The following is a 25,094-nucleotide window of genomic DNA, read 5'->3' on the forward strand; positions in this document are numbered from 1 at the left end:
GCATCGTCATGGCAGTCAGCAAAGGCGGCGCCGCGAAGGCGCCCGGCAGGAAGAAGACCCCGGCCGCAGCCCCGGCATCGGCCCGCGCGCGCGCGCGCGGCGCGGCGGCGAAGTCTGCTCGTTCTGTGCCTGTACGCACTTATCCGGACCTGCACGACCACATTGCCGCGCTCGACAAGGCGGGCCTGCTGGTGACCGTCGACCGCCCGATCAACAAGGACACCGAGATGCACCCGCTGGTGCGCTGGCAGTTCCGCGGCGGCATCGAAGAGAAGGACCGCAAGGCCTTCCTTTTCAACAACGTGGTCGACAGCAAGGGCCGCAAGTACGATATCCCGGTGGTGGTCGGTGCGCTTGCGGCCAACCGCGAGATCTACCGGATCGGCATCGGCTGCGAGCTCGATCAGATCGACGCCACCTGGAACAAGGCAGCCGCCAACCCGATTCCACCGCGTATCGTCGAGAACGCGCCCTGTCATGAGATCGTGATCATGGGCGACGACCTCGACAAGCCTGGCATGGGGCTGGATGCGATCCCGGTGCCGATCTCGACGCCGGGCTGGGACAACGCGCCCTATACGACGCTGTCGCAGTACATCACCAGGGACCCCGAGACCGGCGTGCAGAACATGGGGAACTACCGTGGTCAGGTGAAGGGCCAGCGGCGGCTGGGCATGAATCCCTCGCTGGAACTGCGCCCCGGCATCTACATTCACTGGGAAAAGGCGAAGGCGCGCGGTGAACGGCTGCCCGCCGCCGTGGTTCTCGGCGCGCCGCCCTGCATCACGTTCACGTCGGTGCAGAAGCTGCCCGAGACGGTCGACGAATTCCATGTCGCCGGTGGCCTCGTCGGCGCGCCGGTCAATGTGGTGCGTGCGAAGACGGTGGACCTGCTGGTCCCGGCCGAGGCCGAGGTCGTGATCGAGGGGTTCATCAACACCGAGTGGCTGGAGCCCGAGGCTCCGTTCGGCGAGTCGCACGGCCATGTGAACCTGCAGGAATTCAATGCGTTCATGGACGTGACCTGCATCACGCGCAAGAAGAAGGCGATCCTCACGTCGATCATCTCGCAGGTGACGCCGAGCGAGTCGAGCCTGATCAAGCGCGTCGCGATGGAGCCGCTGTTCCACAACCACCTCAGGAACGTGCTGGGCATCCAGGGCGTGAAGAAGGTGGTGATGCACGAGCCGCTCACCAACCTGCGCAAGGTGGTCGCGCTGATCATGGACACGAACACGCCGCGCAACGAGATCTGGCGTGCGATGTACGGCGCGGCCTCGCTGCACCGGGCCGCCGGCAAGTACGTGATCGCGGTCAACGAGGACATCGACCCGAACAACGCGGATGCGCTGCTGTGGGCGATGTCCTACCGTGCCAACCCGGCGCTCGACATCGAGATCCTCGCCCACCGCGACCAGGGCCACGGCCCGCGCAGCAAGCGCAACGGCGGCACCGATGCGTCGGTGCTGATCGATGCGACACTGAAGGAGAAGTTCCCGCCGATCTCGCTGCCCAAGCGCGAGTACATGGAGAACGCGAAGCGCATCTGGGAGGAACTCGGCCTGCCACCGCTGCGGCCGCAGGCGCCCTGGTTCGGCTATTCGCTCGGCGAATGGTCGCCCGAGTTCGACAAGGCCGCCGAACTCGCGGTGGCCGGCGATTACTTCCAGACCGGTGAACTGATCGCCACCCAGCGCCGCAACGACGTGAAGATGAATACCGAGGTGCGCGACGTCGGCTATGGCGGATCCGGCGGCAAGTCGAAGTCGGGATCGAAGGACCGCAAGAAAAAGAAGAAGAGCAAGTGACTACTCCGGCCAGCGCAGCTCTGCCGCGTACAGGGCTCGCCGCGGGCGGCGGATCGGAGCTGATCGGCCGCATCGGCCCGGCACTGCTCGACGCGGGCTATCCGTTGTCGGTGCATGCGGCCGCGCGCGAGGACGTGGCGGCCCTGCTCGCGGCCGGCGCTGCCTGGTCTCCGGCGCCCGCTGCGCTCGTGCAGGGCTGCGACCTGTTGTTGACCGCATTCGTAACGCCAGCCGATGCCGACGCGCTGCTGGATGGTTTGGACGGCGCTGCGCACGCGTCGCCGCAGCGCCTGCTGGTGGTGGAACTGGGCACCCTCGCGCCGCGTCAGGTGCAGGCGCTGGCCGAGCGCCTGTCCGCGCTCGGCATCGACCTGCTCGATGTCGCGCAGGTCGATCTGGCCGAGGGTGCGGCGGGTGGCATCGGCCTGCGCGCCGGCGGCAGTACGACTGCGTTCGAGCGCGCGCTGCCAGTGCTGTCGCTGATCGGCGCCGATGTCCGCCATGTCGGCGCGATCGGCACCGGCCGCGTCGTCGCGGGCTGCCACCGGATCGTCGAGGCAGTCACCGTCGAAGCGGTGGCCGAGGCGCTGACGCTCGCGCGCCGGCTGGGCGCGGATGCGGCGCGGGTACGCGCGGCGCTGGCCGGCGGGTTCGCCGCCAGCCATGTACTCGACGTGCACGGGGCGCGCATGCTGTCGCGCGCGTTCGTGCCGGGGCTGGCGGCCGGCACGCATGCCGATGCGCTCGGGATGGTCGTGGACGAAGCCCATGCGCTCGGGCTCGACCTGCCGGGCAGCGCGCTGGTCGCGCAGCAGCTCAATGCACTGGTGGGCGCCGGTGACGGCGCGCTCGATTCGTCCGCGCTGGTGAAGGTGCTCGAGCGCATGGCCGGAGAATCGCGATGACCGGCCAGGCCGGGGGCGGCAGCGGCCGCCCGCGAGGGTGCCGGATCGGCGGGTTGCTGACCGCCGCTGCGCTGTTTCTGGGCAGCGGGGGTGCGGTCGCGCAGATGCCGCCCCCGGCGGTGACCCAGGCACCGGGCCGGCCGCCAGCGACGGCGGCCGATCGTGACGCAGCCTCCCGCAAGCCCGGCGCGGCCTGGTACCGCGGCAACCTGATCACCCTCGATGCGTCCGAACCCAGGGCCGGCTTCAAGGCGCGCTGGACCTTCGAACGCACGTCCGATAACGACATCCGGCTGGTGCTCGAAGAGCAGCGCAAGGCCGGGCCCCAGTCGGGCACCATCCTGATCATCGGCCAGAAGGCGTTGCTCACGCGCGACCTCGTGCTGGCGCGGCAGGGGGGGCTGATGCCCGCGGTGGATGGCCCGACGCTGCTGCTCAACCTGACCCTGCGCCTGCTCGAGCGCGGCGTCCCTGACGGGCCGCAGTCGCTGCGGCGCGAGCGTACGGTCACGGTGAAGGACGACAAGCAGCCGCTGTCGGTCGATACGCCGAGCGCCGCAGGCACCTTCCTGCCGCCCTGGCAACTCACCGGCAAGGTGCGGCGCAACGGCGAAGTGGTCGAGTTCGACCTGCTGCTGGTCAGCCGGTCGCGCACCGACCCGAACGGCACGAACAACACGACGCTTCGCGGCACCTGGCGCGACGAAGCGAAGAAACCGCCAGAACTGCCTGACGGCCTGTCGCTCCAGGGGTGGTCGCTGCATGCGATCGGCAGCGTAGCCAAAGACGTCAATCGGCAGCAGGGTATCGTCTACGACGCAATCCCGCGCCAGGGCTTCGCGACGCTGGGCGAACTGCGCAAGGCGATCGCGCTCGGCTGGCCCGGGCAGCCCGACGCCGTCTATCACGGGAAGAAATAGACATTGGAAGAGACAGGGTTACCGGAGGCGGCATCCGGCCCGGGGCGAATGATGCGCGTGGGCGTGATCGGACTGGGCGTGATGGGACGGCCGATGGCGGCCAACCTGATGCGCGCCGGCTTTCCAGTCGCGGTGTATGCGCGGCGTGCGGCGTCGGCCGCATCGCTGGTCGCCGACGGCGCAACGGCCTGCGATTCGCCGGCGGCGCTGGCCGCGCGCTGCGATGCCGTCATCACGATGGTCACCGCCGACGCCGATGTCGAGCAGGTTCTGTTCGGCCCCGGTGGCGCTGTCGAGGGGCTGGTGCCGGGTGCGCTCGTGATCGACCACAGCACGATCTCGCCGTCGACCGCGCGTGCGTGTGCCGCGCGGCTGGCGCGGCAATCGGTGCAGATGCTCGATGCCCCGGTATCCGGCGGCGAGGCGGGCGCGATTGCCGGCTCGCTGTCGATCATGGCCGGTGGCGATGCCGATGCGTTCGAACGCGCGCGGCCGCTGCTCCAGGCGGTTGGCCGCACGCTGGTGCACGTGGGCGACAGCGGGGCGGGGCAGGTGGCGAAGGCTGCCAACCAGCTCGCGATCTGCGTGACGCTGCAGGGCATGGCCGAGGCGTTCTGCCTGGCTGGCGCGCATGGCGTCGATCCCCAGGTGCTGCTCGATTCATTGCGCGCGGGAACCACGGCCAGCCGCATGCTCGAGGTCATGGGGCCGAAGATGGCCAGCGGCGATACCCGGGCTGGCGTGGAGTCGAGGCTGCACTGGAAGGACCTGCGCATCGTGCTGGAGGCCGCACGCCGGTCCGGCATCGCGCTGCCGGGCGCCGCGATCGCCACGCAGACGTTCAGCGCATTGCAGAAGGCCGGCGGGGAGCGGCTCGACTCGTCGGCGATCCTCGGCATCGTCCGGCGCGACCGCTGAACTGGCGGACGCGACCGACCTGCCGCGCTCAGGGCATGCGCACTGGGCGTTCGTCGGTCAGCTTCACCAGCGCCGTGATGGTGCGGCGGGCACCGATGGTCTCCGACTCGGTGGATTCGCTGTACTCGAGGAGCTGGTAGCCGCCCAGCCCGGCCTTCAGCGCCAGTTCGGTCGCGCGGCGGCGCACGATCTGCGGCGGCTCGCCGTCGCCGCCGGTCGCGATGCGCTTCTTGCGCAGCGACAGGTGCACGAGCGTCGGCGACACCTGGCGCTCCGCGACTTCCCAGTTGGGGCCGAGCGGATCGACGAACCAGTACACCAGTGCCGCTGCCAGCGCCGACTCGAGCGGGATGCTCAGCGACGGGCTCACCGGCAGCGCGTAGTCCGGCACCAGCGTACTTCCTGGCAGCACCCGGTTGGCGACTTCGGTCGATGTCATGCTGCAGCCGGTGGCGAGCAGCAGCGCGGCGGCGCAGGTGGCCAGCGCCGGCGACCAGGTCGTGCGGCTGCACGCCGGAGTCAGCGCGGGCGCCGCACGGCCGGGCGCAACCGGCTGCGCAGGGGACGGGTCCGGACGGTCGGGAGCAGGCAGGTCGATCATTTAGCCAGTATAACGGGCGTGCCGGCGGCATCTTTAGCGCCGGCGCGCCGAAAGGCATCAGGAAGGGCAGCGTGGGCGCTTCCCGAACGGGCCGCCGCGGGTCGTCGTTCCGTGCCCGCCTGACAGGGGAACCAGGGGCAACTGGCTATACTTCCGCCCACCCACGAGCCAGGATCACCCTGCCTGATGATGCCAGTCCCCGCAGCCGCACGCCCGACCCGCCTGTTCCGCAGCGAACTCGCGGTGCCCGGCTCCCAGCCGAAGATGTTCGAGAAGGCCGCGCGCTCGGCCGCCGATGCGGTCTACCTCGACCTCGAGGACGCAGTGGCCTTCGCCGACAAGGCGACCGCCCGCGCCAACGTGGTCGACGCGCTGAACGGGATCGACTGGGGACGCCGGACGCTGGAGGTGCGGGTCAACGGACTCGACACCCCGTTCATGTTCCGCGACGTGATCGACATCGTCGGGCGTTGTCCGCGCGTCGACGTGCTGATCATCCCGAAGGTGACAAGCCCGGCCGACCTGCATGCGGTCGACATGCTCGTCGGCCAGGTCGAGATGGAGGCAGGACGGTCGAAACGGACCGGCCTGGTGGCGCTGGTTGAGAGCGCGATGGGCATCGCGAACATCGAGGCGATCGCGGCCTCGGCCGCGCAGCCGGCGTCGCGTCTCGAAGGCATCACCTTCGGCAGCGGCGACTTCGCCGCCTCCACGCGGATGCGAACGACATCGATCGGCGGCGTGACGCCGCATTACGGCGTGCTGACCGATCCGGCCGCGGGGCAGCCGGGCGGCGCGCGCGGCTTCCACTGGGGCGATCCCTGGCATGCCGTGCATTCGAGGCTGGTGGTCGCGGCGCGTGCATGGAACCTGCGTCCGCTCGACGGCCCGTTCGCCGATTTCCGCGATACCGAAGGCCTGCTCGCCAGCGCGCATCGCGCAGCGGCGCTCGGCTTCGAAGGCAAGATGTGCATCCACCCGGCGCAGATCGGCCCGGTCAACGAGGTCTTCAGTCCGCGCGCGGACGAAGTCGCCCAGGCGCGCCGCATCATCGAGGCGATGCAGTCGGCCGCGGCCGCGGGGCAGGGTGCGGTGTCGCTCGATGGCCGGATGCTGGATATCGTCAGTATCCGGCAGGCCGAGCAACTGATCGGGCGCGCCGAGGCGATCCTGGCCGCTGGCTGACGTCAGGCAATGGCAGGCTCGGCCGGCATCACCAAAAGAAAGTTTCGCCAGATTGAAACTTTGCCGACAGACTTTGTCAAAGACACAGGGCCCGCACGACTGTCGTGGCGATTACCGAGAACGTTCATGGCGGGTCCGACCTGAACAATGTACGCCATTGGCGCCACCGAGAACGAACAATCCCTGACTGGTTGCAGCCTTCGATCGCCTGCCCGGCGGTCCTGGGGGCAGTGCGGGCGGGTGTAGCGAGCGAAGAGAGATGAACCTAGAACAGGCTGCAGATTTCGAGATCCAGGTCGGGGAACCCTGGATGTGGGGTGCGTTTGCATTGTTTGTCATGATCGCGCTGGCGATCGACATCCTGCTGCTCGAACGGAAGGGTTCGAAGGCGGTCAGCTTCAAGGAGGCGCTGAACTGGTCGATCCTCTGGATCGCATTGTCCTTCGTGTTCAACGGCCTGCTGTTCCTCTACCTGTGGGACAAGTACAGCGCGCCCGAGTACGTCGCCCGGTTCGGGGCCGATTTCGGCTGGTTCGTCGCCTGGGAAAAATCGCTCGAGTTCCTGGCCGGCTACCTGATCGAGAAGTCGCTTGCGGTCGACAACATCTTCGTGTTCCTGATGATCTTCACGTTCTTCGCGACGCCACCCGAGTACCAGCGGCGCGCGCTGATCTACGGGATCATCGGGGCGATCATCCTGCGCGCGATCATGATCCTGGTCGGCGTCTGGCTGATCCAGCACTTCCACTGGATCCTGTACGTGTTCGGCGCGTTCCTCGTCTACACCGGCTACAAGATGTGGGCGCATGCGGATGACGAACCTGACCTCGAGCAGAATCCGATGCTCAAGTTCCTGCGCAGCAAGATGAAGATCACGCGCGAGTACGCCGGCGAGAAGTTCTTTGTGTTCAAGGACGGGGTGAAGTACGCGACGCCGATGTTCGTCGTGCTGATCATGATCGGCGTCATCGACGTGGTGTTCGCGGTCGATTCGATCCCGGCGATCTTCGCCATCACGCTCGACCCGTTCATCGTGCTGACGTCGAACATCTTCGCGATCCTCGGGTTGCGTGCGATGTACTTCCTGCTCGCCAACATGAAGGACAAGTTCCACCTGCTCAATTACGGCCTCGCGATCATCCTGATCTTCATCGGCACCAAGATGCTGCTGCTGGACGTCTACAAGATCCCGGTGTACGTATCGCTCGGTGTCGTCATCACCGTGCTGGCCGCGTCGATGATCCTCAGCCTGAAAATCCCGCCGCGCGGCGCGGCCGCCGCCGGCGACGAGACGAAGTAGCAGGAGGGCGGAGCAGCCCCGCGTCGCAGCATCCCGGCCCCGCTTCGGCGGGGCCGTTTCGTTTCCCACGGTTAGCACCGCGGCTGTTGGCACCGGCGACCCGCGCGCCCATACTGCGGGGGCGGGCAGCAGTGGTGCCTCGGAGCGCCCCGCCTGAGCCCGGTCGCCAGGGGAGGATCCCATGAAGACAGCGAGGCAATTGATCGAAAGAAAGCCGGGTGTCGTGTCGATCGCGCCGCACGAGAGCGTGTTCACCGCGCTCGAGCGTATGGCCGAGCACGACATCGGTGCACTGGTGGTGCTGGACGGGTCGGTGCTGGCCGGCATGCTGTCCGAGCGCGACTACGCCCGGAAGGTGATCCTGCTCGGCAAGTCCTCGCGCGATATCCGGGTGTCGGAGATCATGACCCACAAGGTCGTCTGCGTCGGGCCCGACCAGACGGTCGATCAGTGCATGGGCGTGATGACCGAGAAGCGCTGCCGCCACCTGCCGGTGCTCGAGGACAAGCGCGTGATCGGGGTGCTGTCGATCGGCGACCTGGTGAAGGAGACCATCTCCGAACAGCAATTCCAGATCGCCCAGCTGGAAAGCTACATAATGACCTGATGCCGCATGGCGGCGCCGCACAGGAAGCAAGGCAATGGGATTCGGAAGCATCATCATCGGTGACGAGATCCTCACCGGCAAGCGACAGGACAAACACTTCTCGACCGTGGTCGCGGCGCTCGGCAGGCGGGGCCTCGAGTTGTCGTGGTCGACCTGCCTGCAGGACGAGCCTGCGCGCATCACCGACGCGCTGGCGCGCGCGCTCGCCACCGACGATGTCGTGTTCTCGTTCGGGGGCATCGGTGCCACGCCCGACGACCACACGCGGCAGTGCGCCGCGGCGGCTGGCGGGGTCGGGCTTGAACTGCATCCGGACGCCGAGCGCGAGATCCGCGGCCGCTGGGGCGAAGAGGTCACGCCGCACCGGCTGGCGATGGGCATGTTTCCGGCAGGCAGCTCGATCATCCCGAATCCGTACAACCGGATCCCGGGATTCACCTTCCGCAACGTGCATTTCTTCCCCGGATTCCCGCAGATGGCCTGGCCGATGCTCGACTGGGTGCTCGACACGGTCTATCCGCACCTGGCGCGGGTGCCGGAAGTCGATATCGCTATCCTGGTCTACGGTGCCGGGGAGAGCCAGCTGATCGACCTGATGAACGCCTGTGTCGGCCGGTATCCTGCGCTGAAACTGTTCAGCCTGCCACGTATCGCCGAGCGACCGTACATCGAATTGGGCGTGCGCGGCGAGGCCGCGCTGGCCGAGCAGGGCCTCGCGTTCCTGCGCGAAGGTGTGATGGCCGGCGGCTTCACTTTCGAGCCGCGGGTGACGCTGGCACTGGACTGACGCGCGTCGGCTGCCCTTGCCGCGCATGGCCATTGCCGTGGATACCACCGAGCGGATGCCGGATGCGGACGGAGCCCATCGCGCACGCTCATCGCCGGGCGGAACGCCCGGGAACTCGCGCGTTGCAGCACTGGAAGGGGACGCAGACGAAGAACTGATGCTGCGCTACCGCGACGGCGATGCACAGGCATTCGATCGGCTGTACGAGCGCCATCGCGCCGGGCTCTACCGTTTCATCCTGCGCCAGTGCAGGCACCGTACCGAGGCGGACGAGGTCTTCCAGGATGTCTGGATGAACCTGATCGGCGCGCGTGGCCGTTACCAGCCGAGCGCGAAGTTCCGGACCTTCCTGTTCCAGATCGCCCGCAACCGGGTGATCGACCTGGCACGGCGCAGCCATGAGAGCCACGGGCTGTCGATCGACGAGGCGCACGATGGATCCGGCATGACACTCGCCGAACGACTTCCCGCGGAGGCAGCCCTCGAACCGCAGGCGATCGCCGAGCGGCGCGCGCTGGCCCGCGAACTGCAGGCCGCGATCGCGGCGCTGCCGTTCGTCCAGCGCGAGGCGCTGCTGCTGCACGAGGATGGCGGCCTTTCGCTGGACGAGATCGCCGCGCTCACCGGTGCCGGGCGGGAGACGGTCAAGAGCCGCTTGCGCCATGCGCTGCGCAGGCTGCGTGCTTGCTTCGGCGCCACCGGCACGGCTGCCTCCGGACGGGAGGGGACATGAGCGTCTCAGGTCAGCCCCCAGCGTCCGGTCCGGGCGACGGCCTGGCCGGGCGCCGCGCGGACGATGCCGAACTCGCCCGCCTGCTCGACCGGCGATCGCCCCTGTCGGTACCGTTGCGCGCAGCGGCCGCTGCAGACGGTCCTCCCGGCGCCGTCGATGCGGCGATCCGCGCAGCCGCGCGGCGGGCGGTGGCTGCCGGGCCGCAGCCCTTGCCGGATGACGGCATGGCCTTGCCCGGCGGCAGTGGCCGCCCTCGCCCGTGGTGGCACGCTGCGCGACTGCCGATCGCCGCCGCTGCCATGCTGGTGGTGACCGTTTCCGTGACGCTGCTGGTCGATCGCGAACAGCGCGCGCCGCAGTCCGCGCCGGAGGACCTGCGAACCGGCGTAGCGGCGCCCGCGTCGTCGGCGCTGCCATCCGCTGCGGTCGTGCTGCCTGAAGGGCTGGCGTCCGGGCCTGGGCGGGACGGACGCAGCCCGGCCGCCCGACCGGCAGTCGCCCCCGCCGCCCCTGTACCGTCTGTCGAGCCGATGGTGCCTGTACCTGCACCGACGGCCGGCGCCACGTTGGAACGTCCGGCCGCGGACTATGAACCTCCGTCGACGCGCCGGTCAGTCGCCCCGATGGCCGCGCCCCCACCGCCACCGCCGCAGGCGGCGGCATCCGGGACCGCAACCCCGGCAGAGGCGGCCTCGCTGCCTCCCGATCGGTGGCTGCAGCGCATCCTCGAACTGCGCAGCAGCGGACGTACGCAGGAAGCCGCGGAGGCCCTTGCCGCCTTCCGCAAGGCGTGGCCCGGCCATCCGCTCCCGCCGGAACTTGCCGGGACGCCCTGATTCGTCCGGTGCGAGGGATGGCCCGGCGGCCTGCGCTCAAGTCGGCTGGCCGCCGGTCGTTAAAGCGGCAGGGTGAAGAGCGCGCTCCAGCGACATCACCGCCTGCCCCGAGGTCCCTCCGTGAGCTACGTCTTTTCCCGTTTCGAACGATTGAAAGCCAGTGGCGCATTGCCGACGGCGAAAGGCGTTGCGCTCGAGATCCTGCGGCTGAGCCAGAGCGAGGATGCGACCGTCAGCCAACTCGCAAACGTACTTCAGGCGGATCCTGCGCTTGCAGGCCGGTTGATCAAGTTCGCCAACTCCACGCAGGGCGGTGCCGCGCGTCCGGTGCTCTCTGTCGCCGATGCGGTCAAGCTGCTCGGCTTCGCGGTCGTGCGGCAACTGTGCATCGGTTTTTCCGTACTGGACGCCAACCGTACCGGAGGCTGCGCCGGCTTCGATTACCAGGGGTTCTGGTCCCGCTCGCTGGCGACCGGCCTCTCGGCGCAGGCGTTGTGCCTGCAGTTGCGGGTGCTTGCGCCCGAAGAGGGATTCACCTGCGGCCTGCTTGCGGATATCGGTTCGCTGGTGCTGGCATCCCTGTATCCGGAGAAGTTCACCGAAGTACTTTCCAGCGGTGCCACGGGCGCCGACCTTTCGGCCGCCGAACGCGAGGCCTTCGGCGCCGACCATCTCGAGTTCGGCGCGGCGCTCCTGGAGGACTGGCGCCTGCCGAAGATCTGCGTCGATGCGGTGTTTCGCAGCGAAATGCCGGCTCAGGCGGGATTCGAAGCCACCTCGCGCCCGCAGATGGTTTGCGAACTGATCGCGCTGTCGCGGCAGGTCGGCGAATGTCTGGTCACCGGCCCGGATGCACGCAGGCGCATCGCGCCGATCATGAGGCTGCGGGCGTCGCGCATCGGCGTCGATGGTGATGCGCTGGCCCGGGTGTGCGATACGGTGCAGGACAGCTGGCCATACTGGAACAGCCTGCTGGGCTGCGCGTTCAGTCCGCTGGACGGGCTGGACCTGGAGGATGGCGAACAGCCGGCTGCGTCGGGCGAGGCGTCTGACGGCACCGCGCCGGTCACGGACTTCGTGCGCGCCGAAGGGCTGCCGGCTGGAACCGGCCCGTTGCCGGCCGTGGAGCCGCCCGGCCTGAGGGTGCACATGGTGACCGAGGACGGTGCCAGTGCCACGCGCCTGCGCGAACTGCTCGTCGGTGCCGGGCACCGTGTGATGTGGTTCGGCACGCACGATGCTGCGCTCGCCGCCGCGCTCGACGAGTCACCCGATGTGATGCTGATCGACCTGCCCGATGGGGGGATCGATGGCCGCGACCTGTGCGCCGCCCTGCGCGCAGCGTCGGTCGGCGAGCGCACATACATCATCGGCACGCGGGCGCCGAACCTCGATTTCTGCCCCATCGCCGATCCGGCGGTGGATCCTGACCGTGACCTGGTCAGTGGCCCGGACGATTTCCTGTTCAAGCCGATCGACCCCGCGATGCTGGAGCTGCGGATCCGGGCCGCTCGCCGCACGCTGGCTGCCCGTGCGGTACATCGCCAGCAGCTGGATGAACTGCGCGAGCTCGCGTCCGGGCTGGCGACAGAGAACCGGCGGCTGCAGCGCTCGGCCCTGATCGATGCACTCACGGGGCTGCCGAACAGCCGCCAGGCGTTCGAGCGGCTGGAGGAGGCATGGGCGGAAACGGCCCGTAACCGGCAGGTACTGTCGTGCATGTCGATCGGCATCGACCACTTCGAGCAAGTGAATACGACGCTCGGGCATGCCGCTGGCGACCAGGCGCTGGGCACGGTGGCGACCATCCTGGACGAGTCGGCGCGCGCGGAGGATGTCATCTGCCGCGTCGGCAGCGAGGAGTTCATGGTGATCTGCCCGGGTGCGGACCGTGCCGCGGCGATGGCGGCAGCCAGCCGCTTCTGCGCTGCCGTCGAGCAGCGGTTCGCGCCGGGTGCGGCCGGAGCGCGCACGGAGGCGGCGCCATTGACCCTGTCGATCGGCGTCGCCGTGCGCGACGGGTCCGTGCTCGATGCCAGGTCGCTCGCCCGGCTTGCCGAAGAAGCGTTGCGGGCGGCCAGGCACGCCGGATGCAACCGCGTGCACGTTGCACCGACGCAGGCCAGTCCGGCCACAGGGCTGGCCGAGGAGCCACCTGCAGGCTGAGCGGCCGTCCGTACGTGAAAAACCCCGCAACAGGAGTTCCCTGGAGCGGGGTTGGTGTTCACTTTACGTCATGGCCGCCAGCCTTCGGTCGGCGGCCTGCCGGACGACGCCCGCGAGCGGGTGCCGCCGGGGACGCTATTCAGGCGGCTTTTTTCTTCGTGACCGTCGCCAGGTTGGCTTCGGCCATCTCGGTCGCCTGCTTGGTTGCCTTCGAGATGTTGTCATAGGCCGAGTTGGCGGCGGCGAGCGCCGACTTGATCGCCGAGACGGCCAGATCGGTGCCCGCCGGGCCGTTCTTGGCTGCGGTGTCGAGCATCGACAGCATCTGGCTGTTGACGGCGTTCATCTGCTCTTCGACCAGCTTGGAGAACTGCACCTGGGTCGAGGCCGACAGTTCGTACAGGCCTTTCGCGTAGGCGGTCATTTTCTCCACGGTCGGCTCGACGCTCGCCTTGATGTCCGGCAGCGCAGCCGGCTCTTTCAGCTCGGTGAAGGCCTTGGCGCTGGACACCGCGTCGCCAAACACCGACTTGGCGTGCGCCAGCTGGAACGCGACGAACTTCTCGGTCATCTCGAGGCCGAACGATGCGAACTTGGTTGCGCCCTCGACCTGGGCTTTGGTGACGGCGGCGACTTGTTCCGGAACCTGAATCATGTTGATCTCCTGAGGGAATGGGGCGTCACAACCAGGTACCGGTTTCAGAGACCGGGTGTCGTGACCGGCGCGGTGGTCGCGCTGTGGAGGCGGCAATTGTTGTGTGCATTGCGGTATCTACAAGGGACGGCGCTTGTCGCGTCACCCTTTTGCTGCGATGCACAAAGCCAATGTAAGTGCCGCAAACCGCGTTGTCAAGGCCTTCGGCGACAAAAGTGTCTGACACGGCATGCCGTGTATGCTGCTTCGCAACGTGCGCGCCCGCTGCGACGGGCGCAGATCGCCGCTGGCCGATCGGAGCCTCCAGCGGCATCGCGTCTGCGCTGTGTGGCTGGCGGGTTTGGGGTACCTTCCAGCGTCGGGCGGTCGACCGGGCTCGACGCTCGCGGTCGACCGCCGCGGCATCGACGGAAGGACTCCATGGCAACCATTTTCGACAAGATCATCGCGCGCGAGATTCCCGCAGACATCGTCCACGAGGACGACCTCTGCCTGGCGTTCCGCGACATCAATCCGCAGGCGCCGGTGCATGTGCTGCTGATTCCGAAGAAGCCGATCGTCAACCTGGCCGACGCGTCACCGGCCGACCAGGCGATGCTTGGCCACCTGATGCTGGTCGCCCCGGCGATCGCCGAGAAACTCGGCGTGGGCGGTGCGTTCCGGCTCAATGTCAACAACGGCGCAGCGGCCGGGCAGAGCGTGTTCCACCTGCACCTGCACATCCTCGGTGGCAGGCCTTTCGCCTGGCCACCCGGCTGAGTCGATCCGGCTGCCGAAGACTCCATCGACAGGAAGAGCGATGTCCACATTCAAGGCGGTACGGGTCTGCCAGGACGACGGCAAGACCGTCACCAGCGCGCTGGTCGATGCCACGATCGACGAACTGGCCACCGGCGAGGTGGTCATCGCGTCGCGTTTCGCGAGCATCAACTACAAGGATGCGCTCGCCGTCACCGGCCGCGGCCGCATCATGTCCCGCTTTCCGTGCATCGCCGGCATCGATGTCGCGGGCGTGGTCGAGTCTTCGGCAGATCCGCGCTTCAAGCCCGGTGACCCGGTGTTCGTCAACGGCTTCGGGCTCGGGGTGAGCCATGACGGTGGTTTTTCCGAGCGTGTGCGGGTGCCCGCCGACTGGGTGATCCCGGTGCCGCAGGGCATGTCGCTGCTCGATGTGGGCACGATGGGCGTGGCCGGCTTCACCGCCGCGCTCGCGATCCACCTGATGGAACTCAACGGACTCGCGCCGGACAGTGGCCGGGTGCTGGTTAACGGGGCGACCGGTGGTTGCGGCAGCATCGGCATCGACATGCTGGCGCGTCGCGGCTACCAGGTGGTCGCGCTGACCGGCAAGGCGGCGTCGCGCGACTACCTGATGGACCTCGGCGCAGCCGAGGTGCTGGTGCGCGGGGAGTTCGAGATGGGCAGGAAGGCGCTCGAGAAGGCGCAGTTTGCCGGCGCGCTGGATTCCGTCGGCGGCGAGCAACTCTCCTGGCTGACCCGATCGATGGCCGAGAACGGCGTGATCGGGGCCTTCGGCAATGCCGGCGGAGCGGACCTCGCGACCTCGGTGTTTCCGTTCATCCTGCGGGGGGTCCGGCTGATCGGCGTGAACTCGAACACGACGATGGCGGTACGCCGCCAGGTATGGGCGCGCGTGGCGACCGACCTGCGGCCGCGCCACCTCGATCGCATAGGATTCCCGATCACCCTCGACCGGGTAATCGAGCACTGCTCACGCTCGGTCGACGGGAAGGTGCAGGGCCGGGCGATCGTCCATTACGGCTGAGCCGGGTGGGGCTGGTCGGGGGCTTGCCGGCAGCAAGGAACGCACGCAGCATACAGCCCGCGCAGTCCTCCACCAGCCCGAACGAAGGTCCCGCCATGAACACGAAGCGTCCGTCCGCACCGCTGCTCCCGCTGCTGGTCGCGATGGTGGCGATGCCTGCCGCGTCGGCGATCGCAGCCGATGCCTGGCCGAGTCGGCCGATCCGCCTGGTCGTGCCGTTTGCGCCGGGCGGCGGGTCCGACGTCACCGGCCGCATCATCGGCCAGAAACTGTCCGAACTGATGGCGCAGTCGGTCGTGGTCGACAACCGGCCGGGTGCCGCCAGCATGCTCGGCACCGACGTGGTCGCGCGCGCCGCCGGCGATGGCTACACGCTGCTGCTCGCCGACCTCGCGCTCACCATCAACCCTGCCTACTTCGTCAAGCAGCCACCGGCCGATCCGGTGAAGGCGTTTACCGGCGTCGCACTGATCGCCGAGACGCCGTACATCCTGATGGTGAACCCGGCGGTGCCGGCCACGACCGTCAAGGACTTCCTCGCGCTGGCCAGGGCGCAGCCTGGCAAGCTGAATATCGGCTCGTCCGGCAATGGTGGCGGGCTGCACCTCACCCTGGAACTGTTCAAGCTCAGGGCCGGGCTCGACCTCAACCACATCCCGTACAAGGGCGGCGGTCCGGCCGTGAACGATGCCGTCGCCGGGCAGATCCAGGGGACTTTCATCGGCATGGGCGGTTCGCTGCCCTACGTGCAGACGAAGCGGCTGCGGCCGCTTGCGGTGACCTCGGTGAAGCGCAGCGCCGCGCTGCCCGAGGTGCCATCGATGACCGAACTCGGCTTCGACGTGGTGGTGACCAACTGGTATGGCATCGTCGCGCCGTCGGCGACTCCCAAGGCTGTCGTGCAACGGCTGTACGACGAGGTCGGCCGCGCGATGGCGGCCACCGACGTGCGCGAGCGCCTGCAGGCGACCGGCCTCGAACCCGCCGCGCAGGCCCCCGGCCAGTTCCAGCGGATGATCGAATCCGAACTGAAGCGCTGGCGACAGACCATCCGCGACGCCCGCATACCGACCGAGTAGACCACAAAAAATCCGGGTCTGACCCTGGGGTCTGACCCCGGGGTCAGACCCGGATGTCGGCTACTCGACTGGGGGAATGCCGGATTCCTTCACGAGCTTCATCATCGCGTCGACCTCGCTGCGCATGTGCGCGGCGAACTGCTCGGGCGTGCCGCCGGCGATGTCGAGTCCGGCTTCGATCAGGCGCGGTCGCACTTCGGGTGCGTTCAGCGCCTTGTTCCAGTCGGCGCTGATCTGCGCCGTCAGCGCGGCAGGCATGCCGGCCGGTCCGGCGGTGCCCATCCAGCTGGTGAACGTGAACCCGGGCAGCCCGGACTCGCTGACGGTCGGGATGTCCGGTGCCGACGCGGATCGCTTCGCGCTCGTCATGGCCAGCGGGCGCACGCGCCCGCCGCGCAGGTGGGGCAGGGCTTCCGGCAGTGGCTGGAAGGTGAGGTCGATCTGGCCGCCGATCAGGTCGACCAGTGCTGGCGCGCCGCCCTTGTAGGCGATGTGCGTCATCTTCGTGCCGGTCATGCTGCTGAACAGTTCGGCCGCCAGGTGAAGCACGCCACCGGAACCGGCCGATCCGTAGTTGAGCCCACCGGGCTTTGCGCGGGCGAGAGCGATCAGCTCCTTGATGTTGCGCGCCTCGACCTTCGGGTTGACGAGCACGATCTGCGGCTGGAACACCAGCAGCGTGACCGGGGTCAGGTCCTTCAGCGGGTTGTACGGCATCTTCGTGTACAGCGCGAGGTTGGTGCCGAGGCCACCCTGGCTGCTCACCAGCAGCGTGTAGCCGTCCGGTATCGCTGCGGCAACGAGCGCCCCAGCGATATGGCTCGCCGCACCCGGCCGGTTGTCGACCACGACCGGCCGGCCGTATGCACCCGCGAGCGCCTGGGCCACCGTGCGCCCGACCAGGTCCACGCTGCCGCCGGCGGCGAAGCCGATGACCACGCGCACCGGCTTGGACGGGTACTGCTGTGCGGCCGCGCCGGCCGATGCAACGACGAGCAACAGGGGCAATACACGCTTGCAGCACGCATTCATGGGCGGACCTTTCAGGCGGGTTTGGAAACGTTCCTGCGCAGTACGATGCGCGCGTCGACGACGGACTGGCCACCGTCATGCGCGATCACCGGGTTGAGGTCGATCTCTGCGATCTGCGGATGCAGTTCGCGGACGCGGGACAGCCGCACCAGCAGGTCCGCCAGCGCGGCGCGGTCGACCGGAGCGGCGCCACGCACGCCGTCGAGCACCGCCGAATGCTTCAGGCTGCCGATCATGTCGAGCGCGTCTTCCGTCGTCAGCGGCAGCGCGCGGAACACGACGTCCCCGATCACTTCCACGAACACGCCGCCCAGGCCGAACAGCATCACGGGGCCGTGCTGCGGGTCGTCGGTGATGCCGATGATGAACTCGGTGCCGCGCGGGGCCATTGGCGTCACCAGCATGCCTTCGAGGCGTGCGCCGGGATGGTAGGACTCGGCGTTTGCCGCGATCTTCCGCCAGCCCTCGCGCAGCGCACCTGCACCCTGCAGGCCGAGCAGCACGCCCTGCGCCTCCGACTTGTGCAGGATGTCGGCGGAGACGACCTTCATTGCCAGCCGTGAGTCTCCGAAACGGTCGATCGCAGCGGCTGCGTCGTCGACGCTGCGCAGCAGCAGGTGGCCGGGCATCGCGATGCCGCAGGCGATGAGCAGGTCGCGCGCCTCGGTCTCCAGCAGGTCGCGGCCTTCAGCCATCGCCGAATCGATGATGCGCACGGCCGCCGGTGCCGGGTGCTGCATCGACTGCGCCGCGCCGGCGGCAGCGGCGTTGCGTGCGCGGGCCGCGGACGCATCGGCCGCGCTGGCGAGGCACTGTACCGCGACTTCGACATGCCGCTGGAAGGGCACGCCAGCCTCGCGCAGGATGCGCAGCGACTGCGTCTTCATGTCGGCATAGTGGCTCTGCACGATCACCGGCTTGCCGTACTCGCGCATCATCGCGCCCAGTTCGGCGCAGACCGCATGCTCGGCGGGTGCCGCCTGTGGGCCGAAGCGATCGGCATAGCCGCCGAGCAGGCCGACGATCAGCACTGCGTCGATCGCCGGATCCTCGAGGATCGCGCGCACGATCGGGCCGTAGTATTCGGCGCGCGGATCGGTGCCGCCACCGGCATCGACCGGGTTGTCGATCGCGGTGGCGTTGGGCACGACGGCATGGATGCGCGCCTGCGTCTCCTGCGACAGCTGCGCGAGCACCAGCCCCTGCTCGACCAGTGCATCGGCTGCCACGGTCAGCGGTCCGCCGCCTTCGGAGACGACCGCGACGCGGCGGCCGCGCATCGACGGGAACAGGCTCAGCGCCTCGGCGACCGGATACAGGTGGTACAGGCGCTCCACCACGGTGACGCCCGACTGCCGGAGCGCGCCGCGGTTGATCGCGTAGGCCCCGGCGAGCGAGCCGCTGTGGGACTTCGCGGCACGCTTGCCTTCGCTGGTGCGTCCCGCTACGTACATCACCACCGGCTTCTTCTGCGTGGTGCGGCGCGCGACCTCGCGGAAGGCCGCTGCGTTCTTGAATCCCTCCAGGTAGAGCATCACCGCGGAGATGGCCGGATCCTCCCCCAGGCACTCGAGGTACTCGTGGAACTCGATGTCCGCCTGGTTCCCGACGCTGAGCATCGTGTTGATGCCCATGAAGCCATGCGTGCGCGCCTGCATCACGATCGAGGTGACGCAGTTGGCCGAGTTCGACAGCAGGCCGAGCGGGCCGCGCGGGATGTCGGGAAGGCCCCAGGCGTTGCAGCCGAGGCGGGCGCTGAACATGCCGTTGGTGTTCGGGCCGATCAGGCGCACGCCGTAGTGTCTCGCCAGTGCCACGACTTCGTCCTCGAGGATGCGGCCCTGCTCGCCGATCTCGCTGAAGCCGGCGGCGAGCAGGATCGCGCCCTTCACCTTGCGCCGGCCGCATTCCTCGATCACCGCCTTGACGGTGTGCGCAGCAGTGCACACCACAGCCAGGTCGAGCTCGCCCGGTGCATCGGTGATCGACGGATAGGCCGCGAAGCCGAGGATTTCCGTCTCGCGCGGATTGATCGGGATGATCGTGCCGGCGTATCCGTCGGCGACCAGCGACTGGATCGCACGGTTGCCGCGCTTGACCGGGTCCCTCGAGGCGCCGACGATCAGGATCGAGCGTGGGTTGAGGATACGGTCGAGATAGTGTTCAGGCTGTGGCGCTGGCAAGACGGTGATCCTCCGGAGGGCTGCCGATGCAGGTTAAGCATGATGTGCGCCAGGTTACAGCCGAACGGTACGGGCTGCAGCGGTGCGCTTTGGACCGATGCCGTCAATCCGGGTTGACCCCGGCATTCTTGAGCAGCGCACCCCAGCGCACATGTTCCTCTGCCATGAAGCGGCGCAGGTCCGCAGGGGACAGCGTGCGCACGATGCCGCCGACCTCCTCGAGCCGCTGCCGGAACTTCGGTTGCATGAGGATCCGGTTGATCTCGGTGTTGAGCTGCCCGACGATCGCGGCCGGCGTGCCCTTCGGTGCGAGGTAGACGTACCAGGCGGTCAGTTCGTTGTCCATCACGCCCTGCTCGATCCAGGTAGGGACGTTGGGCAGGGCCTTGATCCGCGCCGCGCTGGTGACGGCGAGCGGCACCAGGTCGCCGGCCTGGATGCGCGGCAGCATCGACTGCGGCAGGTCGACCATCAGCTGGACGTCGCCGCGCCGCAGGGCCATGAAGGTGTCGGCCGACCCGGTGAAGCCGATCAGGTTGAACTCTATCTTGTTGCGGCCGGTGAGTGCGGCCACCGTCAGGTGCGACGAGGCGCCGAAGCCCTGGCGCGAGGCGATGATCTTCCCCGGATGGGCGCGGGCCTGTTCGACCACGTCCTTCAGAGACTTGAACGGCTGGCTGGAGGTGGTCGCCCACAGCAGCGGCTGCAGCACCTGGGTGGCGATCGGTTCGAAGTCCTGGGCGCCGTTGTAGCGCGCATCTTTCTGCAGGTGCGGGTTGACCGCCATCGTGGTCATGGTCGCGAACAGCAGGGTGTGGCCGTCCGGGGTCGCCCGGCGCACCGATTCCACCGCGATCGATCCGTTGGCGCCGGTGCGGTTCACCACCACCACGCTCTGGCCGAGGGCCTGCCGCAGTTCTTCTGCCATCTGGCGCGCCAGGATGTCGGGCGTGCCACCGGCTGCGTTGCCATTGACGATCATCAGCGGCCGCGCGGGGAAGGCCTGTGCGGATACGCTGCCGGCGGACCATGCGCTGGCGAGAAGGCAGCCGGCCAGTGCTGCGGTGGTCAGGATGCGGGACATCGGTTGCTCCTCCTCTCGGGTTCTCCGGCGGCATGCCGCCGCCGCGAGGCCGGTCACGCGTTCAGACGCGCGTGATCTCGACCAGGAAATCGATCATGACACGGACCTTGCGCGGCACGAAGCGCGTCGGCGGATACACCACCGACATCGATCGTCCCGGCACTCGATGCTTCTTGAGGCATTCCACTAGCGTCCCGGCCGTGAGGTCTTGCCGGAACAGCCACCAGTTCGACTGCGCGATGCCCAGCCCGGACAGCGTCGCCTCGCGCAGCGCATCGCCGCTACGCACCACCAGGTTGCCCTTGACCGCAACCTCGATGGTGCGCCCGCCTTCGCGGAACTGCCACAGCGCCGTGCGGCTCACCAGGCAGTTGTGAGACATCACCTCGTCGATCTGCTGCGGCATGCCGTGGCGCCGGAAGTATTCCGGCGTCGCGCAGCACACCCGCGGGCCGCGCGTGAGCAGCCGGCTGGCGAAGCGCGAATCCTTCAGTTCGCCGACCACGACCGCGAGGTTGATGCCTGAATCGATCAGGTCGGCATGCCTGTCGCCGAGCGTCACGTCGAGTTCGATGTCCGGGTAGCGCGCATTGAATTCGTGCAGCCTGGGCATCAGGTTCACCCGGGCGAAGAACGCCGGGCACAGCAGGTTGACCTTGCCCCTGGGCTGCTCCTGCGACTGGCGCAGCGCGTTCTCGACGCCCTCGAGTTCGCCGAACACCTTGCGGCAGCTCGCGTAGTACTCGCGGCCGAACTCGGTGATGTTGACCCGGCGCGTGGTGCGGGCGAGCAGTTGCGTGCCCAGTTCAGACTCCAGGCGGCCGACGTTCTTGGTGACCGCCGACACCGACAGGCCCATCCGCCTGGCTGCGCCGGTGAATCCGCCGCATTCGACCACGCTGACGAAGGCCTGCATGCCGAGCAGCTTGTTCATCGCGCCGCCGCCGATCGCAGTTGCATCAGCGTTCCGGGCAGTCTGCCGGGCGGCGCGACGCGCCGATCAGCGCGAAGCTGCGCCGCAGAAGCGCGCAAGCGTGGCGGCGAACGCGTCCGGCTCGTCGAGCATCGGGAAATGCCCGGAGTCCGGCAGCACTTCGATCGGCATTGCCGGTGCCGCCGCCGCCGCCCGGTCGCGCATTGCGATGGTCGGCCCCTTCGCACCGTACAGGACCATCGCCGGCCGGGTGATCGCGGCCAGCCCGGCCTTGGCATCGAAGCCGCGCATCGCCCACATCACGTCGATCATCAGCTTGCCACCGGCCTTGTTGCGGTCGATGTTCCAGCGCGCGAGCAGGGCGTCGTCGACGCGCGCGACCCGGTTGCGCACCTCGTCGATGCCCTGGGTCGGAATGCAGAAGTTCGCTTCGGTATGCGCCCAGCGCGCGCCCCACTCGTCGAACGTCCGGAATGGCGTCTCGACGATCACCGCCGACAGGGTGCGCGCGGCATGGCCAGTGGCGAATCCGATGGTGATCGTGCCGCCGCAGGAGCAGCCGGAAACATGCGCAGCCGGGATGCACAGGCTGTCCATGAAGGCCGCCAGCGCCGCGCAGTAGTCGGCGATCGAGTAGTGTCGCGTGACCGGGTCGGAATCGCCGTGCCCCGGCATGTCCCAGGCGATCACGCGGAACTGGCGCGCAAGCGCCGGCATCACGCCGGCATACTGGTGGGCGGATCCGCCGTTGGTATGGATCAGCACCAGCGGCGTGCCGCTGCCGGCCTCGAGGTAATGCATGCGGCCGTGGCCATTGGTCTGGACGAAGCCTTCCCGGAAGGCTGGCGTGCCGGCGTGGCTGCTCATCGATGCTCCTCGTTCGGTGCGGGTCAGGCGGCTTCGAGCGCGGCTGCCGGTGCACGGCTGCGCACATGCGGCATGATCTTCTCGGAGAAGGTCACCAGCGACTCGCGGCTGGCCGTCGCATTGGTCAGCAGTACGTACTCGACGCCCCCGTCGGCAAGCTTCTGCAGTCGCTCGCCGATCTCCTCGGGGGTGCCGATCAGCGCCGCGTCGTCGCTGGCGATGCCGCCCTCGGCGAAGGTCGCAGGTTCCAGGTTGAGCGGCTTCTTCGCCAGTTCGCCGATCTTCTTCAGCGTATCGATGCGGCGGGCATAGGCTTGCCGGCGCTCGGCTTCACTGTTGACGATATGCAGCGCGCGGGTGACGCCGCAGCGCGTGGCGTCAGGGACGATGCCGGCCGCAGCCTGTGCCTTCAGGAACACCTGCACGCGCTCGATGGTGTCGTCGACCGAGCCGATCTGGTCGAGCAGCACGTTGCAGCCCTGCCCGGCGACGTAGGCGATGCCCTCGGGCCGGCCGGCCGCCATCCAGACCGGTGGATGCGGCTGCTGTGTTGGTGCCGGTTCGACGACGATGTTCTCGAAGTTCCAGTACTTGCCGTGGTGCGAAAAGCGCTCGCGGCTCGACAGCGATTTCAGCAGCAACTCGAAGCACTCGTTGTAGCGCTCCTGCGCCTCGGACATCGGGATGCAGAACGCCTGGAACTCGTCCTTGCGGTAGCCGCGGCCGACCCCCATGTCGAACCTCCCTTCGCACAGCACGTCGAGGGTTGCGATCTGTTCGGCCAGCAGCACCGGGTTGTGCCACGGCAGCACGACCACCGCGGTGCCAAGGCGGATGCGGCTGGTCTTCGCCGCGATGTACGACAGCAGGTTGAGCGACGCCGACAGTTGCCCCACGCCGGTGAAATGGTGCTCGACCAGGAATGCGCTCTCGAAGCCGAGTTCCTCGGCATCGCAGATGTAGCGGATGAAATCGCGATAGCCGTAGCTGTCGCCCAGGGGATTGGCGCCCCCCACCTTGCCGCCGCCGAACAGCCCGAACTTCATGACCTCTCCTCCTGGTTGCATGCCGCCGATCGATGCACGGGCCATGCCGGTTCCGGGTTCGATCGAGCGCGTGCGGCCAGTGCCGGCATCGGTTCCCGATCAGGCCTGCATTCTAGGCATGCAACCGACGGGAAGGAAGCTGCGATCCAGCCAATGAGTATTTCCATCCGGTCAATAATGCACCGGGCTGCTCAGGCCATCGTGCCGACCGCAGCCACCGGGAACACCGGCATTTCCGTAAGGGCCACCACTTCTTCGACCGTAAAGCCGGGCGCAGTCTCCAGCAGTTCGAAGCGGCTGTCGCCGTCGTTCCAGCGCAGCAGGGCGAGGTCGGTGACCACCCAGTCGACGCAGCGCTGGCCGGTGAGCGGAAAGCGGCACTGCTTCTTCAGTTTCGGCCGCTCCTTGCTGTCGCAGTGTTCCATCACGATGATCAGTTCGCTGCCGCCGGAGATCAGGTCCATAGCGCCGCCGATGCCGCCCAGGCGCGCATTCTCGGTGCTCCAGTTGGCGACGCTGCCGGTCGAGTCGACTTCGTAGGCGCCCAGGATTACGGTGTCGATGCGCCCGCTGCGCGCCATCTCGAAGGAGGTGACCGAATCGAAGAACGATGCGCCCGGCACCAGTTCGACATACTGGCCGCTGGCGTTGTACATGTCGGGGTCGACCCGGTCGCCCGACACCATGCGGCCGTAGCCGAGCACGCCGTTCTCCGCGTGCAGCACGACATCGCGCCCTTCGAGGTAGTTCGAGACCATCGTCGGGATGCCCACGCCCAGGTTGACGTAGCTGCCTTCGCGCACCAGCCGGGCCGCACGCTTCGCGATGCCGGCGCGGGTCAGGGCCGGCTTGCCGTTGTACAGGCGGGGCTGGTCTGCAGGGCGCTTCTTCGATTGCGGTGTCTGTTTCGCATCGAACGGGTTGGTGCTCTTCACCACGCGGGCAATGAAGATCCCGGGAAGGTTGATGAGCTCTGGCGGGATGTCGCCCACCTCGACGATCTCGTCGACTTCGACGATCGCGATACGTGCGGCCTTGGCGAAGGCCGGATTCAGGTTCTGGCTGCCGCCGCGGAATTGCACGTTGCCTGCGCGGTCGGCGCGCCAGGCGCGCAGCAGCGCGTAGTCGACCTTGATGGCGGTTTCGAGCACATAGGTGCGGCCGTCGATCACGCGCGACTCCTTGCCCTGCGCGATGTCGGTGCCGACGCAGGCGGCCGAAAAGAAGGCCGGGATATCGGCGCCACCGGCGCGGCAGCGCTCGACCAGCGTGCCCTGGGGAACCAGCTCGACCTCCATCTGCCCGGCGCGGATCTGCTCTTCGGATGCAGCGGGCATGCCCGGGCGCACGGTGAAGGCTGCGATCAGCTTCCGGACCTGGCCGTTCTCGGCGAGGATCTGTCCGCGCAGTTCACCGGCTGCGCCCATCGAGTTGCATACGACGCAGAGATCCCTGGTGCCCTTGTCGCGCAGCGCCGTGATCAGGCTGAGTGCGAACCGGTGGCCGACGCTGAAGCCGCCGATGGCAACCGTGGCGCCGTCGGTAATGTCTGCAAGCGCCTCTTGTGGCGACGCGACCACCTTGTCCATCGACTCTCCCCCAGCCTGCCGCGTTGTTGTCGTTGGCGGATGGTAAACCCGGGGGGCGATGATTCCAACTCGT

General features: G+C 68.1%; 23 protein-coding genes. 14 read left to right on the plus strand and 9 right to left on the minus strand.

Annotation, left to right across the window (positions count from 1 at the left end):
* The first annotated feature begins 8 nt into the window (after window positions 1–8).
* From ING98_11480 to ING98_11495, 4 genes are read left to right on the plus strand one after another with little or no spacing between them, the layout of a single operon-like run.
* Window positions 9–1,808, plus strand: a complete 1,800-nt coding sequence (locus tag ING98_11480) for a UbiD family decarboxylase (protein ID MCA3102488.1) — start codon at window positions 9–11, stop codon at window positions 1,806–1,808.
* The gene (locus ING98_11485) at window positions 1,805–2,713 is read left to right on the plus strand and encodes an NAD-binding protein (protein MCA3102489.1); all 909 of its coding nucleotides are present in this window, start codon (window positions 1,805–1,807) and stop codon (window positions 2,711–2,713) included. The genes ING98_11480 and ING98_11485 overlap by 4 nt, the downstream gene beginning before the upstream one ends.
* Window positions 2,710–3,633 (plus strand): hypothetical protein, encoded by a 924-nt coding sequence (locus ING98_11490; protein ID MCA3102490.1) that lies wholly within the window; start codon window positions 2,710–2,712, stop codon window positions 3,631–3,633. Before ING98_11485 ends, ING98_11490 begins: the two co-directional genes overlap by 4 nt.
* Before the next feature lie 51 nt (window positions 3,634–3,684).
* A complete protein-coding gene (locus tag ING98_11495; protein ID MCA3102491.1) occupies window positions 3,685–4,551 on the plus strand; it encodes an NAD(P)-dependent oxidoreductase in 867 nt (288 codons plus the stop codon).
* Window positions 4,552–4,579: 28 nt separating this feature from the next.
* Here the strand turns inward: ING98_11495 and ING98_11500 are convergent, their stop codons facing one another.
* On the minus strand, window positions 4,580–5,152 hold the full coding sequence (locus tag ING98_11500; GenBank protein ID MCA3102492.1) for a hypothetical protein: 573 nt from the start codon (window positions 5,150–5,152) through the stop codon (window positions 4,580–4,582).
* Window positions 5,153–5,338: 186 nt separating this feature from the next.
* Between ING98_11500 and ING98_11505 the strand changes: the two genes are divergently transcribed.
* The 7 genes from ING98_11505 to ING98_11535 all read left to right on the plus strand — a co-directional run bounded on the left by ING98_11505 (window position 5,339) and on the right by ING98_11535 (window position 12,766).
* Window positions 5,339–6,337 (plus strand): CoA ester lyase, encoded by a 999-nt coding sequence (locus tag ING98_11505; protein MCA3102493.1) that lies wholly within the window; start codon window positions 5,339–5,341, stop codon window positions 6,335–6,337.
* A 259-nt stretch (window positions 6,338–6,596) separates the two neighbouring features.
* On the plus strand, window positions 6,597–7,637 hold the full coding sequence (locus ING98_11510; protein MCA3102494.1) for a TerC family protein: 1,041 nt from the start codon (window positions 6,597–6,599) through the stop codon (window positions 7,635–7,637).
* A gap of 181 nt (window positions 7,638–7,818) precedes the next feature.
* On the plus strand, window positions 7,819–8,244 hold the full coding sequence (locus ING98_11515) for a CBS domain-containing protein (GenBank protein ID MCA3102495.1): 426 nt from the start codon (window positions 7,819–7,821) through the stop codon (window positions 8,242–8,244).
* A gap of 34 nt (window positions 8,245–8,278) precedes the next feature.
* Window positions 8,279–9,031 (plus strand): competence/damage-inducible protein A, encoded by a 753-nt coding sequence (locus ING98_11520; protein MCA3102496.1) that lies wholly within the window; start codon window positions 8,279–8,281, stop codon window positions 9,029–9,031.
* 55 nt (window positions 9,032–9,086) lie between these two features.
* A complete protein-coding gene (locus ING98_11525; GenBank protein ID MCA3102497.1) occupies window positions 9,087–9,764 on the plus strand; it encodes an RNA polymerase sigma factor in 678 nt (225 codons plus the stop codon).
* Window positions 9,761–10,600, plus strand: coding sequence for a hypothetical protein (locus tag ING98_11530; GenBank protein MCA3102498.1), 840 nt, complete (start codon window positions 9,761–9,763; stop codon window positions 10,598–10,600). Before ING98_11525 ends, ING98_11530 begins: the two co-directional genes overlap by 4 nt.
* A 120-nt stretch (window positions 10,601–10,720) precedes the next feature.
* On the plus strand, window positions 10,721–12,766 hold the full coding sequence (locus tag ING98_11535; GenBank protein MCA3102499.1) for an HDOD domain-containing protein: 2,046 nt from the start codon (window positions 10,721–10,723) through the stop codon (window positions 12,764–12,766).
* Window positions 12,767–12,905: 139 nt separating this feature from the next.
* On the opposite strand, the gene ING98_11540 is transcribed toward ING98_11535, so the two are convergent.
* Window positions 12,906–13,421: a phasin family protein gene (locus ING98_11540; GenBank protein MCA3102500.1), complete on the minus strand. Its 516-nt coding sequence runs from the start codon at window positions 13,419–13,421 to the stop codon at window positions 12,906–12,908.
* 420 nt (window positions 13,422–13,841) lie between these two features.
* Here ING98_11540 and ING98_11545 point away from each other — a divergent pair, with 420 nt between their 5' ends.
* The 3 genes from ING98_11545 to ING98_11555 all read left to right on the plus strand — a co-directional run bounded on the left by ING98_11545 (window position 13,842) and on the right by ING98_11555 (window position 16,286).
* Entirely contained in the window at window positions 13,842–14,180 is a 339-nt protein-coding gene (locus tag ING98_11545; protein ID MCA3102501.1) for a histidine triad nucleotide-binding protein, read from the plus strand.
* A gap of 40 nt (window positions 14,181–14,220) precedes the next feature.
* Window positions 14,221–15,207, plus strand: a complete 987-nt coding sequence (locus ING98_11550) for a YhdH/YhfP family quinone oxidoreductase (GenBank protein ID MCA3102502.1) — start codon at window positions 14,221–14,223, stop codon at window positions 15,205–15,207.
* 95 nt (window positions 15,208–15,302) lie between these two features.
* A complete protein-coding gene (locus ING98_11555) occupies window positions 15,303–16,286 on the plus strand; it encodes a tripartite tricarboxylate transporter substrate binding protein (protein MCA3102503.1) in 984 nt (327 codons plus the stop codon).
* A gap of 60 nt (window positions 16,287–16,346) precedes the next feature.
* Here the strand turns inward: ING98_11555 and ING98_11560 are convergent, their stop codons facing one another.
* The 7 genes from ING98_11560 to ING98_11590 all read right to left on the minus strand — a co-directional run bounded on the left by ING98_11560 (window position 16,347) and on the right by ING98_11590 (window position 25,021).
* Complete coding sequence (locus ING98_11560; GenBank protein ID MCA3102504.1) at window positions 16,347–17,318, minus strand: tripartite tricarboxylate transporter substrate binding protein; 972 nt, start codon at window positions 17,316–17,318, stop codon at window positions 16,347–16,349.
* A gap of 11 nt (window positions 17,319–17,329) precedes the next feature.
* A complete protein-coding gene (locus tag ING98_11565; GenBank protein ID MCA3102505.1) occupies window positions 17,330–19,501 on the minus strand; it encodes an acetate--CoA ligase family protein in 2,172 nt (723 codons plus the stop codon).
* Between the two features lie 103 nt (window positions 19,502–19,604).
* The gene (locus ING98_11570; protein MCA3102506.1) at window positions 19,605–20,585 is read right to left on the minus strand and encodes a tripartite tricarboxylate transporter substrate binding protein; all 981 of its coding nucleotides are present in this window, start codon (window positions 20,583–20,585) and stop codon (window positions 19,605–19,607) included.
* 61 nt (window positions 20,586–20,646) lie between these two features.
* A complete protein-coding gene (locus tag ING98_11575; GenBank protein ID MCA3102507.1) occupies window positions 20,647–21,519 on the minus strand; it encodes a LysR family transcriptional regulator in 873 nt (290 codons plus the stop codon).
* A gap of 66 nt (window positions 21,520–21,585) precedes the next feature.
* Complete coding sequence (locus ING98_11580; GenBank protein ID MCA3102508.1) at window positions 21,586–22,386, minus strand: alpha/beta hydrolase; 801 nt, start codon at window positions 22,384–22,386, stop codon at window positions 21,586–21,588.
* Between the two features lie 23 nt (window positions 22,387–22,409).
* Window positions 22,410–23,432, minus strand: coding sequence for an LLM class flavin-dependent oxidoreductase (locus ING98_11585; protein MCA3102509.1), 1,023 nt, complete (start codon window positions 23,430–23,432; stop codon window positions 22,410–22,412).
* A gap of 191 nt (window positions 23,433–23,623) precedes the next feature.
* Window positions 23,624–25,021, minus strand: a complete 1,398-nt coding sequence (locus ING98_11590) for a 3-oxoacid CoA-transferase subunit A (protein MCA3102510.1) — start codon at window positions 25,019–25,021, stop codon at window positions 23,624–23,626.
* Window positions 25,022–25,094: the final 73 nt, after the last annotated feature.

The organism is Rhodocyclaceae bacterium (genome assembly GCA_020248265.1).
Classification (GTDB): domain Bacteria; phylum Pseudomonadota; class Gammaproteobacteria; order Burkholderiales; family CAIKXV01; genus CAIKXV01.